The sequence below is a fragment of the Pseudomonas sp. YA1 genome (genome assembly GCF_058680555.1).
The window spans coordinates 15975-30782 of record NZ_JBZWBG010000033.1 but is presented as its reverse complement, the minus strand read 5'-3'; the positions used below and the strand labels follow the sequence as shown (position 1 = coordinate 30782).

At 56.3% G+C, this 14808-nt stretch carries 6 protein-coding genes; all 6 read left to right on the top strand.

The genetic code is table 11. From position 1 onward, the window contains the following. Positions 1–3: 3 nt before the first annotated feature. Genes AC4OR5_RS30410 through AC4OR5_RS30385 form a run of 6 tightly spaced genes read left to right on the top strand, consistent with a single transcriptional unit; the run spans position 4 to position 14629 of the window. Complete coding sequence (locus AC4OR5_RS30410; protein WP_058160777.1) at positions 4–1578, top strand: type I restriction-modification system subunit M; 1575 nt, start codon at positions 4–6, stop codon at positions 1576–1578. Beyond that, positions 1575–2717 carry a restriction endonuclease subunit S gene (locus AC4OR5_RS30405; protein WP_071536201.1) on the top strand — a complete coding sequence of 381 codons (1143 nt, stop codon included), beginning with the start codon at positions 1575–1577 and terminating at the stop codon, positions 2715–2717. Before AC4OR5_RS30410 ends, AC4OR5_RS30405 begins: the two co-directional genes overlap by 4 nt. A gap of 14 nt (positions 2718–2731) precedes the next feature. Beyond that, positions 2732–4561, top strand: a complete 1830-nt coding sequence (locus AC4OR5_RS30400) for an AAA family ATPase (protein ID WP_058160778.1) — start codon at positions 2732–2734, stop codon at positions 4559–4561. 20 nt (positions 4562–4581) lie between these two features. Then, positions 4582–4914, top strand: coding sequence for a hypothetical protein (locus AC4OR5_RS30395; protein WP_058160780.1), 333 nt, complete (start codon positions 4582–4584; stop codon positions 4912–4914). Between the two features lie 51 nt (positions 4915–4965). Continuing rightward, a complete protein-coding gene (locus AC4OR5_RS30390; RefSeq protein ID WP_058160782.1) occupies positions 4966–8301 on the top strand; it encodes an STY4851/ECs_5259 family protein in 3336 nt (1111 codons plus the stop codon). Continuing rightward, complete coding sequence (locus AC4OR5_RS30385) at positions 8294–14629, top strand: DEAD/DEAH box helicase (protein WP_058160784.1); 6336 nt, start codon at positions 8294–8296, stop codon at positions 14627–14629. Before AC4OR5_RS30390 ends, AC4OR5_RS30385 begins: the two co-directional genes overlap by 8 nt. Positions 14630–14808 lie beyond the last annotated feature (179 nt).

Genomic DNA, 14808 nt, shown 5'->3' with positions numbered 1-14808 from the left:
CGAATGCTCACCGGCAAAATCCGCAACGATATCGACAAGCTCTGGGAAAAATTCTGGACTGGCGGCATCACCAACCCGCTGACCGTGATCGAGCAGATCAGTTACCTGATGTTCGCCCGCATGCTCGACATGCAGGAAGACGTGGCCGAGCGCAAAGCCAACCGCACCGGCAAGGACTTTGCCCGCCTGTTCCCCAGCACCCCGGAAGGCCAACTGCTGCGCTGGAAGAACTTCCACCACAAGAGCGGTAAGGAGCTGCACCAGCACCTCAAGCAGAACGTCTACCCCTTCTTCGCCAAGCTCGGCAGTGCCGAGGGCGAGGGTGGTGGGCGTGAAGGCCTCGGCCATATCAGCGAGTACATGCAGGACGCCGACCTGGAGATCAAGAACGAGTCGGTGCTGGCCTCCGCCGTGGAGATGGTTCATGCCTTGCCGTTGACTCAGAGCGACGTGAAGGGCGATATCTACGAATACCTGCTGAGCAAGCTCACCACCGCCGGTATCAACGGCCAGTTCCGCACGCCGCGCCACATCATCGACGCGATGATAGAGCTGATAGCCCCGCAGCCTACGGACGTGATTTGCGACCCGGCCTGCGGCACGGCTGGCTTCCTCGCCCGCACCATGGAATACCTCAACCGTGTGCATTCCAGTCCGGAAGGCACCTTCAGCGATGAAGACGGTAATCTGCATTACTCGGGCGACTTGCTCGAACCCTACCGCCAGCACATCAACAGCCAGATGTTCTGGGGCTTCGACTTCGACACCACCATGCTGCGCGTCTCCAGCATGAACATGATGCTCCACGGCGTGAACGGCGCGAACATCCGCTACCAGGACTCCCTGAGCAAATCCATCAAGGAGCACTACCCGCGTCAGGAGCAGAACTTCTTCGACGTGGTGCTGGCCAACCCGCCGTTCAAAGGCAGCCTGGACGAAACCAACACCAACCCCGACGTACTCGGCCTGGTGAAAACCAAAAAGACCGAGCTGCTGTTCGTCGCCCACATCCTGCGCTCGCTCAAGCTCGGCGGACGCGCCGCGGTGATCGTGCCGGACGGCGTGCTGTTCGGCTCATCCAAGGCTCACCAGCAGCTGCGCCAGGAGCTGCTCGACAATAATCAGCTCGAAGGCATCGTCAGCCTGCCCAGCGGCGTGTTCAAACCCTACGCTGGCGTCAGAACCGCCATCCTGATCTTCACCAAAGGGGGCAGTACCGAGCGGGTGTGGTTCTACGATCTTAAGAAGGATGGTTATTCATTAGATGACCGACGGAATCCGGAAGAGGATAACGACCTACCCGACGCCATCGCCCAGTGGCACAAATACCGGCAGATGGTCGAAGGCAATCTCAGCGCCGGCACTATCAACACCCTGTTCGGTGACAAGCGCAAAAGGGCCTTTGTCGTGCCCGCTGAGGATATCGCCGCTAACAAGTACGACCTCTCGATCAACCGTTACAAGGAAGTGGAATACCAGCAGGAGCAGTACGAGGACCCGAAGGTGATTCTGCAACGGCTCAAAGGGCTGGAGCAGGAAATTCTGGCAGATCTGGGTGAGCTGGAGGGGATGCTGTGAGTTGGCCTTTGGTTAAACTGGCAGATGTTTGTAACGTTACAATGGGACAGGCGCCAGAGGGGGCCTCATATAACGAAGTCGGTGAGGGTGTTCCGCTACTGGCTGGCGCCGGAGATTTTGGAGAGATAACTCCTGCCCCAAAAAAATTTACTACTGAGGCAAGTAAGCTTTCCCAGTCCGGGGATTTGATACTTTGTATTCGCGCTACAATTGGGGGTTTGAATTGGAGTGATAGAGCTTACTGCCTTGGTCGGGGCGTAGCGGGATTGAGAGTTATTAAAGATAAGCTTGACGCCTCCTATCTTTGGAATTTTATCTGCACCCATAAGCACGAACTAGCATCAAAGGGAACTGGATCAACGTTTAAGCAGGTTAATCGAACGCATATAGCTGAGTGGGAAATCCCCCTCCCACCCCTGCCCGAACAAAAGCGCATCGCCGCCATCCTCGACAAGGCCGACGCCATCCGCCGCAAACGCCAGCAAGCCATCCAGATCGCTGACGACTTCCTCCGCGCCGTGTTTCTGGACATGTTCGGCGACCCGGTGATCAATCCGAAGGGGTGGAATATTAGGCCTATCAAAGAAATGGCCAAAGTAACAACGGGAAATACCCCTCCAAGGGATAAGCCAGAATACTACGGCGATTTTATCGAATGGATCAAATCAGACAACATAAATACGTCAAGTGATTTCTTGACTGTTGCTACTGAATATCTGTCGGAGACAGGTTGCATGGTCGGACGTCGTGTTCCTGCTGGCTCGACGCTACTGACATGTATTGCAGGAAGTTTTGATTGTATCGGTAATTCGGCTTACGCAGATAGAGAGGTTTCGTTTAATCAGCAGATTAACGCGCTAACGCCTATGCCTGGTGTCAATGGCATTTTTCTATATGCGCTTGCCAAGTATTGCAAAAAAGCCATCCAGGCAGCCTCTACTGGCGGCATGAAAGGCATGGTTAGCAAGGGGAGGCTGGAGGAAGTCCGCTTTATTTGCCCGCCAGAGAGCATACAACAGAAATTTGCTGAAGCTTTTCATCGATACCAAGGTTTGCGTAAGGGGATGGAGCATTCCCAGGATGGGCTGAGTGATGAATTTTCTTCGATAAGCAAAAAAGCCTTCTCTGGTCATCTATAGATAAGGAAATCCCCATGCGCCTCAAGTCCGTCAAGCTCACCCACTTCCGCGGCTACCGTGCCACCACGGTCATTCCCATCGACGAAGCTATGACCGGCATCGTCGGCCGCAATGACTATGGCAAATCGACCATCCTCGAAGCCCTGGCGATCTTCTTCGAGAGCGGCGACGTCAAAGCCGACAAGAGCGATATGAACTGCTTCAGCCTGGCCGAGGGCGCCGAGCAGTTCGAGATTGCCTGTGAGTTTGATGGCCTGCCCGAGGCACTGGTGCTGGATGAAAATGCCCAGACTTCCTTGGCGCAGGAATACCTGCTCAACGCCGAGGGCGCGCTGGAGATCGTCAAAACCTTCAAGGCCAACACAGGCAAGCTGGAGCGTACTGCTATCCGTTGTCAGCACCCTGCGGATGAAGCGCTGGCTGGGCTGCTGAGCCTGAAGATGACCGATCTGAAAAAGCTCGGTGAGCAGCAAGGCGTTGCTGAGCAAGTGGCCGACAAGCGCGTGGCGTCACAGTGGCGGCAGGCTATTCGTGCGGCAGCGCAGCCCATCGTCTGCCAGGAGATGATGCTCGACGTCAGCAAAGGACTGTCGACCGACAGCAAATCCATCTGGGAAAAGATCGAGGCCCTGCTGCCCACCTTCGCCCTGTTCAAGGCGGATCGTGAAAGCAGTGATGGCGACGCAGAGGCCAAGAACCCGCTACAGCAGGCGGTCAAGGAAGCTCAGGCTGCAATGCAGGATCAGATCAGCGCACTGGAGCAGCAGATCGAAGCCAGCGTGCTGGATGTCGCCGCCCGCACTCTCGACAAGCTGCGGGAAATGGCTCCCGAGTTGGCCAATGAGCTGACTCCGCGTTTCAAGGAGAAGCCCAAGTGGAGCTTCAGCTTCACTCTGGATGGTGAGAACGGCATCCCCATCAACAAGCGCGGCAGCGGCGTGCGCCGACTAATTCTGCTCAACTTCTTCCGCGCCGAGTCGGAGAAGGCGGTAGTGGGCTCCCAGCGCAACGTGATTTACGCCATCGAAGAGCCAGAGACCTCCCAGCACCCGAACTACCAAATGATGCTGATGAAGGCGTTGCTGGAGCTTTCCAACCAACCCAACCGGCAGATCATCGTCACCACCCACGTCCCCGCCTTGGCCGGCCTGATGCCCATCGGCGGCATCCGCTATGTCACCAAGGATGAGAACAGCATCCCCACCGTCAAAATGCCCAATGACGATGTGCTCAAGGAGGCCGCCGAGAGCCTGGGTGTGCTCCCCGAAACGGGGATGGAGCGGGCGAAAGGCGTTGTGCTGGTAGAAGGCAAATCAGACGTCACCTTCCTCCGCCATGCGGCCAATACCCTAAAGGCTGGCGGGTATCTTCCGTCCAGTCTTGAGGATGCCGGCATCGTTCCGATTCTGATTGGCGGCTGTGGCAGCGTGAAGCACTGGGTCACCCTCAACCTCGCCGATGACCTCGGGTTGCCCTGGTGCGTGTTCCTGGACTCCGACATCGGCGGCAGCCCGGAGCAGGTAGCTTCAATCGCAAAGCGCAAACAGGAAGTCGAAGCCCGCGGGCGCCCTTTCTACTCGACGCGCAAAAGGGAAATCGAGAACTACCTGTGCCCCGACATGATTGAGGTTCAAACCGGGGTAAGGGTGAGTTTCGCCGACACCTGCGATGCCAAGAAAATCATCGGCCAGGCGGTGCGCGTCAAAGCGGATGATGTGATCGACAGGTTCTGGCCGCTGATGACTGCCGAGCAGATCCTTCAGCGCTCGATGTATCAAGAGGGCAGTGAGCAACGCTCTGAGCTGAAAGAGCTGATCGAGAACCTGCTGGCGTTGGCTGCCTGATGGCGTGAAAGGAGCAAAGAATGGAAGGCAACAATCATCTCTACAAGCTTTCAACCACCCCCTCCGGGCAACGCCTATGGACTTACATGGCGGCCATTCTCGAAGTCACGGAAATGGATCAGGGAAAGCCGTTCCCGCTGAAGCGGTTCCTGGGGAATTTTCAGACCCACGTGGACGCAGGTCGGATCGAACGCGTGCCCGAGGGGTACAGATTGACCCGTCGTGGGCAAGACTATTTTCAAGACCGCTACCGTGCCGGGAATTCCCAGTATATAGAACGACCTGCGGTTGAGCGGATGATCAGGTCAATCAGTTCAGGGAGCGGAGAGGGGGATTGGGTTCCGCTGTCCTAAGGTCTGTCTCATTGCGTTTAGGAGTGGGTGGTTCAATCAGGGAGGTTGTTGATGTCGTACTCCGTAATTAAGTGCTCGTCCTGGCTGGGACGCTTTCTCCAGCGTCGTGGGCTTTCAGCGCCTGATCAGCGCGGACTCTATGCGTACCACTGCAGTCTCGAAGAGTACGGAGAGCTGCAGCATTTGCTCCGTGAGTTTGGGGGCTTTGATGCGGCGTTAAAGGACCCGGCAGCCTGTGCTTGTTTGGTACTTTTTGGTTCGGAGTGGTATCGCCGTGAGTACCGCAGTGAGTATGCCTGGACCTGGGACCCGATCTGGAAAACTCTGGGATTCAATCTGTCGCCGGGTGAGCTAAGCAAGGTCATCCCTAAAGGGTTGGAGGGGTATTGGAAACGTCCCCTTCATTTCTACGAAGCGGGTCACCGGGATTTTCTAGGGTCGCTGTTTGGCGAGGGAGGCTTGCCCTTTCAGGTATTGCGCGAGGGAGGCAGTCGCTTTCAGTGGCTGTTTGACCGTTTGCTAAGGCAGTACGACCAGTGGCACCTGCTGGGCTTCAACACCCTACAGCAGGTGGAGCAGCAACTGGAAAAGGCCAGCCTTCCTCAGGTATTTGCCTCGCGTACGTCGATCGAACTGATTGTGCGTATGGTCGATGAGCTTGTGGCTCTGGTCCGGAATTATGGGCTGGCGCAGGCGGACGAGCCCGTCGTCCACCTGGATACCATGAACCCCAAGTGGCGTGAATTGTTCCCTCTGCCTCTGGATAACGAGACCGGCAGCGAACTCCTCAATGGTCTTTTAAAGACAGCGACCATTGAGGGCAAAAAGCGACGCCGGGATGCGACTGGATGGTCTTGTCGACACTTTTGGCATGAGGCGCAGCCAGATGTGCTCAAGGTTCAGGTCTCGATGCCGGAGGAGGTAGAGCTTCGTCTGACGACGCAGCCATCTACTACCCGTTTTGAGCTGGCCATTGTCGAAGATGGACAGGCGATTGCTGCGCTTGGACCCGGCTACGCGCTGGTCGACAACGGTGTTGCCCATATCCGGCTGCGCCTTCGTGAGGTGATCGGAAAGCGACAGGATTGCAGTGCCCAACTGAGCCTGGTGGCTATGGCAGGTGGCATGCTGATCGCCACCCAGCCGATAGAGGGCAGTGCAGTGGCCCTTGGCGAAGTACCGTTGGGTTTCGAGCCAGTGAATGATCGCTGGCAGCTGTGCGGTCAGGCTTCATTCAATACGGCTGGTGAAGAGCTGCTGCTGGTGCTGCCCGAAGGTGGGAAGTTGAACATGGCTGCAGAGGGCGAGGAAGCCATCTTCAGCGATATGGCACCGGCTTTTTCGCTGCATACGGTAAAGGTTCAGGGCAAGGCGCAGTTCCAGGTTGAGAGTGATGAACTCTACCGGATACGCACGGGACATGCGGTTGGTATGGGCTTGGGGCTGGAACTGGCTGGTACCCAGATCGACTGGCCGACCAAGCCCGCTCTGACCTTTGTCGGTCTGCCTCGTGTGCAGTGGCCGACCGCTGCTGGAGAACTGCAACAGCATGGCGGTGACCTGTACGTTGCCGGCAAACAGCCGGGAAGCGGCTTGTTGCAGGAGGTACTCGGTACCCAATATGTGTCGGTGCGCAACCGCAGTGGCAACGCCCTGTTACGTCGCAGGGTGGGTATCTTGCCGACGGATTTCCGTGTTGAGCTGCGCAGTGGTGAGAAGCTGGGGCAGGGGAGCATTTTGGTGCATTCCCGGCAGCGTTGCCTGCTTCAGATTGTTGACGACAGTCTGCAGGTACAGCAGGTAAAGCATGAGGATCACACCGAGCTTAGGCTCTCGGCAAAGGGCTTTCCTCCAGTCAGGGTCCGCCTTTCAGTTACCCCCAGCTTGATGGCTGACCCAGTGGAGATTGACCTGCCGTTTCCCAACTCGGGTTTTCTGGCCTTTGATGGCACAGGCAAACATCTGAAACGCGATCTCAGTGTCGACGACCTGTTGGGGGCGCGTCTGTATCTGTTTGGCCGGGCTGGCGCACCAACCCGTTTTAGCCTTGAGCTGACCCTCAGGGGTAGTGCGGCCAGGAATGCTTGTTACAGCTGGACCTACACGGTGGCCGAAAAGCCGCTGGAGCTCAGTCTGTTCAATATCCGTGAACAGATTGTTGACCTGCTTTCGCTTCAGTCGGGCATTGATCAGGTCGTCGAGTTGCGGGTGTTCGGTAACGGTCAGGATACCAGTTACCGCATCCGTAGGTATTCGACGGAGATGCAACTGGATCGCGACCGTCAGATGCTGTGTGCTGCCAATCTGCACGATGGCGCCGACGCCATTCCCGAACCGGTGTTGATGCTGTTGCATGATCCTATGCGTAGCTCCATCGCGCTCCGTTCCCGCACCAGCGAAGGTGTGCCCACCGGCGACTTCGAGTTACCGATAGCTGTTGAAAGGGATGGTCCCTGGCTGGTGTTGCCCAAATCGGGCTCATCTGTATCGTTCCGGCCGCTATTTATCGCTGGTGGATGGAAGCCGTTGGCGCCGAGCGATGGAATCCAGAGTCTGCAAAAGGCAGTGTTGACCTTCGATCATGCTTCACCTGTTAGCTCCTTCACGCCTGTGTTGGATGCCATGGCGGTTAACCCTATGCATAGCGGCTGGCAGTTCTTGCGGGCCTTGTATGAAGGGTACGGCTATCTGCCCCTGGCGACCTTCGAGGTCTGGAAGGCTCTGGTAGGGCACACCCGCGCGTTGGCGATGGCACTTTTCAAGTTTGAAATGGAGGCGACATTCCTTGGCCGGCTGGAGACTGAGTTTCCGATTTTCTGGGAGTTTCTTCCCATTACAGAAATCCATCTTGCGGCCAAGCGCTTCGCTGCATTCCTTAAGGTGAAAGGGGTCGCTGAGGAAGCCATTGATGCTCTGATCGGACGAATGTTTTCGCGATTGGGGGAAACCTATTCAGCCTACGGGCAGAGTGTGCAGCGCTTCCTTTCTGGCAAGCCTGTTGGCCCAGAGATCAAGGTGCCGCTAGCGACTTTCAAGAGTGTCCTGCATGGCTGGTACCTTGAGTTGATTCGCGAGCGCAGTGAGGCAAAGTGGCCGGAGTTCGGCGGCAAGCGGCTGGAGCGTTGGCACAGCAGCCAAGGCTGCTCGGTGATTGCCTTCAGGTCGGAAATGGATTACCGCAATGCGGTGCTCTATCTACCGGTATTCGCCGCTGCGGTCGCCTGTGGCAAGGCTCGGTTCACAGATGCGTTTGCGGATGGCGTCGAGGCGATTTTCTTCTTGCGCCAGGTCCGCGATTTCGATTCGAAGTGGTTCAACTCGATCTATCAATATTGCTTGTTGAACAGCGTCATGGATATGCAGAAGGCAGAGTCGGTTAATGGATAAGTATTTCTCTGGGCTAGTCGAGCAGGCGCTTTCCCGTGCCACTGAGTCCACCTTGAGTATCTTGAGCATTACCGATCCGGACTTGCGTGAGCACCTGGAAAGTCTGATGCGCGCGGAGTGCGGGAAAGAGGGTGCATTCCTGGCGCCACCCGTGTTTGAGCAGACCTTCAGCTGGGAAGAGTCGGCGTTCACCATGGAGCAACTGGCGAGCAAGGAGCACTTGCTGAGCAAGGAGATCGTGGCCTCGCTCGATGGCAAGGCGAATGGGCGTTACCGCTTTGGCGCGAGTTGGAAACCCTTCACCCACCAGTTGGCCAGCTGGCGCTCATTGCTAGAGAAGAAGCATTCGGTGGTCGTCACCAGTGGTACCGGCTCGGGTAAGACCGAATGCTTTATGGTGCCGGTGCTGGAGGATCTTTATCGCGAGTACCGTGACGCAGCTCGTCAGCCGCTGGTCGGGGTTCGGGCGCTGTTCCTGTATCCACTTAACGCCCTGATCAACTCGCAGCGCGAACGTTTGAATGCCTGGACTCAGAGCTTTGGAAGCGGCATTCGCTATTGCCTGTACAACGGCAATACACCGGAGTTGCAGGCGAATGTGCGCAGCGAGCAGAGCCTAAAGCCTAACGAAATTCTGTCGCGCGAGCTGATGCGTACGCAACCGGCGCCTATTCTGGTCACCAACGGCACCATGCTCGAATACATAATGGTGCGCCAGGTCGATGCGCCCATCGTAAGAATCTCCAGAGAGCAGAAATCGCTGCGCTGGATTGTTCTGGACGAGGCTCACACTTACGTGGGTTCCCAGGCGGCTGAATTGGCATTGCAGCTGCGACGGGTGATGACAGCCTTCGGCGTTACGCCTAAGGATGTCCGCTTTGTGGCGACCTCTGCGACTATTGCCGGTGAGGACGCTGCAGGACAGTTGAAGCAGTTTCTCTCGGATCTGTCGGGGGGGCCGGTTACGCAGATTGATGTCTGGGGGGGTAACCGGGTCATTCCTCCTCTTGCCCCCTGTCAACAAACGCTGGTTGCTCTGGATACGCTCGAGTCCATGCCGCCTGTAATTGCGGACGATCCAGAGGTTCATCCGGATCGATACGAGGCCCTGGTCCATTCTCCGCAAGCCCGAGCACTGAGAAATCTGCTGGTGACCACCCCCAAGCCGTTGAAGCTAACCGAGATGGTCAGCCAGATGCGTCAGGAAGGTGGGTGGTCACTGTCACAGGACGAAATACTACGTTGGTTGGATGTGTGTTCAGGCACTCGTCTTTCAGCCAGTGAGCCGGCGTTTCTGAAGCTGCGGGCGCACTTCTTCCAGCGCACTACTCACGGGTTATGGGCCTGCTTTGACAAGTGCTGCTCAGCAAAGTCCGGAACGGCGCTGCAACAAAACTGGCCCTTTGGTTATGTCTACGCCAATCAGAGGCAAACCTGCAGCTGTGGCAGCCCGGTATTCGAGTTGGCGTTCTGCAATGACTGCAATGAGCCGCATCTGTTGGCGCGGGATAAGAACGGAAAGCTGATCCAGTGGGAAAGCTCTGGTGGCGATGAATTTTCCCTGCAGACTGAAACACCTGTTGAGGAAGATGCGGGGGCTGGTGGCTCAGGGGTACTTTCAGTCAAGACACCGCTGGTGCTTTGCTCGTTCGAAAATGCCGGCAGCGCATACATCCCCGTTGAGGTCGATAAGTTCGCTGGTTCATTCGCAGCTGTTTCAGCTGAACGGGTACGGTTTGGGGTTAGAGATCTTGATGCCAAGTGCAGCCACAACAGCTGTGGATTTAGTGGGCTGCACGGAGCTTCTCCTTTCCGCCGCGCAATGCTGGGCGGACCCTTCTATGTAGCCAATGCCGTGCCGACAGTCCTTGAATACTGTCAAGACTATCAAGAGGAAGATCAGACGCCGGAGCACGGTCCGCAGTCTCTGCCTGGCAGAGGCCGTCGGCTAATTACCTTTACGGACAGCCGCCAGGGCACGGCGCGCATGGCTGTACGTATGCAACAGGAGGCGGAGCGCAGCAGGTTGCGTGGACTTGTCGTGGAGATTTTGAGCTGGCACCAGCGGAGCCAGGCCAGCTCTCAGGTAGATTCCAGCCGCATCGATCCGTCGGTTTTGCAACAATTAATCGCCAAGGCGAAAGAGGAAGTAGAGCTATACCGCAGCGTTGGTATCAAGGAGGAAGTCAGGGCCGCGGAGGAAAAAGTTACACGGTTTACAGCCATGCTAGCTTCAGCAACTGGAGCGAAAGTTAGGCCGACGCTAGTTTCTCTAGCTTGGTCGGAGCTCTCCAATGAGCTCAAGCAGAAGGCAGACCTGAAAGGCTCGATGCTGCTTTACAACAAGTATCAGAAGCCCGAGATCTTCCGGGACCATGATGGCCCCTACAAGCTGGCGGAAATGTTGCTGTTCCGCGAGTTTATGCGCCGCCCGAAACGGCAGAACAGTCTGGAAACCCAAGGGCTGGTGAAGGTCGCATACGTTGGCATGGATAAGGTCCAAGAAGTGCCGGCGTACTGGGGGCAGAAAGGTCTGACGCTCGATGATTGGCGTGACTTCCTAAAGGTGGCGCTGGACTTTCATGTTCGGGAGAACAGCTATATTCAGGTCGATGAGGGCTGGTTGAGTTGGATCGGTAGCCGTTTTTCTGCCAAGAGTCTGCGTAATCCCGAGTCGAAAGAAGCGGATGAGATCCGGGTCAAGCGCTGGCCTCAGATCCGCAATGGCAACCATTCCCAGCGCCTGATCAAACTATTGTTGCTTGGCGCTGGTTTGAACCCGGCTAACACGGCCGACGTTGATCTGGTCAATGCTTGGCTAAGAGCTGCCTGGTTGCAGTTGGCCAGACCGGGCTCAGCGCTGAAGGCTGACGAAAACCGGTACTACCTACCCAGAGAGCACATGCTGTTCTCGTTGGTTGACCGGGCCTATGTCTGTCCAGTTACCAACAAGCTGTTGGATACCACCTTCAAAGGCTTTACGCCTTACCTACCCGCTCACCTGGATTTCTCTCAGTTGACTGAAGAGCAGCGCGAGAGCTATCAGGCAGAGCCGATTGAGCTACCTGACCTGTGGGAGTTTGACCGTTCTCAGGACGACTATGCGCCGGGACTTGCGCGAGTTAGAAACCTGGTGGCGAATGATCCTCTTGTAAGCGATCTACGAGCACGGAACCTGTGGACGGATATCAATGATCGGGTAGTGGAAGGTGGCTTCTATTACCGCACAGCGGAGCACTCGGCCCAGCAGTCTTCTGAACGCCTCGGCTCCTATGAAGAGATGTTCAAGAAGGGGCAGCTCAACGTTCTGAACTGCTCCACCACCATGGAGATGGGCGTAGATATTGGCGGTATTTCTGCTGTGGTCATGAACAATGTACCACCGCACCCGGCCAACTACCTGCAGCGTGCCGGTCGCGCGGGGCGAAGCAAGGAATCCAGGGCGATTACCTACACGCTTTGTAAGAACAACCCGCATGATCAGCAGGTTTTCGCCAATCCGAGTTGGCCGTTCGAGACCAGGATCCCCGCGCCAGTGGTGGCATTGAACTCCGAGCGACTCGTACAACGGCACATCAACTCGCTACTGTTGGCGGACTTTCTCTGCAATGTGGTTGGGCTCACTCAGACTGAGAAAACCAGTCTGAATACGCAGTGGTTCTACGACGATGAGCACGGTCTCTCACAATGTGACCGATTCATTGAGCGGCTGGGACAAGTTGTCTCCGATCTGGACGACGCGCTCAAAGACTTGGTGAAAGGCACAGCTCTGGTCGGTGTGGACCCGGCTCAGCTGCGCCGTCGTTCAATCGATTTGATCAAGCCGCTGCAGAGTCGTTGGCTGAAGAGCTATCGCTTCTTACTTTCTGAGGAGAAGCACGCGAAAGCCAACAGCCCCTATCTGAAGCGTCTCCAGATTGAAAAGGCTCGCCACTGCAATGAGTATCTGTTGCGGGATCTTGCTGCGCGTACCTTCCTGCCTGGTTATGGCTTCCCTACCGACGTGGTGAACTTCGATAACTTCACGATTGAGGATTACATCCGCGAGCAGGACGCAGGGAAAAAGTTGAAGCACGATCGCGAGGACAACGTATCCCGCTACAAGGGGCTGCCGTCACGCAATCTGTCGATTGCCATTCGCGAGTACGCTCCTGGTGCAGAAATCGTTCTGGATGGCCGGGTGTTCAGGTCTGCCGGCGTTTCCCTCCACTGGCATAACCTCAATGCTGATAGCAAAGAAGCGCAGAAAATGGACATTGCGTGGCGTTGCGATGTCTGTGGCGCTCTGGACTATGAGGAGGGGTTGATAAAGACCGATGAGCTGACTTGCAGCAATGTCGACTGCCAGTCACTGATCAAGCCCCAAAACATTCGCAAGGTCCTGCAGCCCTCTGGTTTTGTCACCGATGCTTATGAGTCGGCCTCCAATGACATCCAGCATCAGAAATTCATCCCAGTTGAAACCGCCTGGGTTTTCGTCAACGCCAACAAGACTCCATTGCCAAACCCGGCGGTTGGGGCAATGGCTTATGGTGCGGATGGAAAGGTCTTCCATCACAGCTCGGGCGAGCACGGAACAGGTTATGCCTTGTGCATGAGTTGTGGTCGAGCTGAGTCCATGCAACCGGATAGCGGGTTCCCGCGAGACCTGTCGCCGTCTGGCGAGCACTATCCGCCACGCCCGACCAAAGAGGACAAAGATCAGAACAACAAGCGCCTTCCCTGCCAGGGCAGCGGGAGCATTCTTCCTAGTGTGAGCCTTGGCGCTGTAGCTACTACTGATGTGTTTGAACTCACCTTGCACCATCCCGTGCGCGGGGAGTTCATTGCAGACTCAGCGCAGGGAAGTGCAATTGCCATGACGCTAGCAGTGGCTTTGCGGGCTGCGCTGGCCGAGATACTGGGCGTATCTGCTTCCGAATTGGGTTATGCAACTCGGCCAAGCAAACTGCCAAGTGGACAGTCCATTCGCGTCCTTCAGCTTTTCGACGTAATCAGCGGTGGTGCGGGCTTTGCCACTAGCGCGCCGCTGCATGTCGAGGAGCTGCTGCGGGGGATGGTGAAGAAGCTCGATTGCAAGCATTGTGAAACTGGCTGTAGTGAGTGCCTGCTGGACTCCCAAACACGGCATGATCACGACAAGCTGGATCGCAAGGCAGCGCTCGACTGGCTGGGCCCAGACTTCATTCATCACGTGGGTTTGACCGCCGAAAACAAACTCTCATTCGCCGATGGCCAGTATGCGCCTGGCAGCATTGAGAGCGTTCTGCGCCGGCTGATCAACGAGGGTGCAAAGAGAATTACTCTAGTGGCCTCTGGTGATGTGGCAGAGTGGGATCTTCTTGCTCCACAGTTTCGTAAGGCGATTCAGGCCTATGTTCTGGCCGACGAGCTGACTGTTGAGCTGCTCGTCCCGGCAGATATCACTGATGGGGTTCTTGTGCAGGATCTCCAGCGCCTGTCGGACCTTGGAGTAAACGTCGGGAATGCGATCACTGAGCCAGGTGAGCATCTCGTTGCCCAGGTGTTTAAAGAGAGCGAAGTTGTCACGCTGGCCTCGCGCAGCCTCGTGGCAACTGTTCCAGGCCGTAGCTGGCATCAAAGTGATGAGCTAGTCGTACTCTCGAAGAGTCAGCCGGAGTTTGGCTGGCAGGTGATGGATCTTTCCAGTGCAGCGAGCGACTCCTTCGGCAAGGTAGCGATCGTCGACATATCAATCCACGAGGAACTCAATGGGTCGCTGCTGCAATTCGGTGAGCGTTTCTGGGAGCTGCTTGGCGCTCGAGATCAGCAAGTTGCTGACGTGATTGCGACTGCGAAGATCAACAGGCTGACCTACTCAGATCGTTACATTCAGAACCCCGCGGTAGTTACGATCCTGGGTGCGGTTCTGAAAGATCTGAAGAGCCGCATTTCTGCGGATGCGGTTGTGCAGGTGAAGACGCTATTCAAATCAGGTCGGCTGCAAGGTCGTAAAGCCTTCGACGACTGGGCCAATCAGGACGATTTCGAGTTCTTTTCACGCAATTGGCTGTCGGCAATGGTTGGGCATCAAGTTGAACTGATTGTGGAGTCGTCGAATCGCGAAATCCCTCATCACCGTAGGTTGGAGCTTGAGTTTGAAGACGGCAGGACGCTGAAGGTCCGGTTCGACCAAGGAGTGGCCTATTGGCAGGTTCGCTTTAGCTCGCATAGCGACATGTGGTTTGACTTTGATCTGGCTGCCCAGGATCAACTCATGCACATGGCCAGGATAGTTGAAACCGCACGGATACAAAACTCTGAGCAGAAGTGGGCGACGGACGTGTTGGTCGAGCTAAAGAGCTAATTGAGACTGATTTGGTGCGGAGAAGGGGGCGATTTTTGGGGGAGCGCGTCTAGGACAGACGAGGCGGGTCACATCGTCTTATTCAATCCCAATATGGCAACAGAATCTCGCTGCAATTGGTGGTGCGGTGATTTCGTTGCACAAGGTGGTGCGGCGTGAATACTGCAAAGATCGCGAAG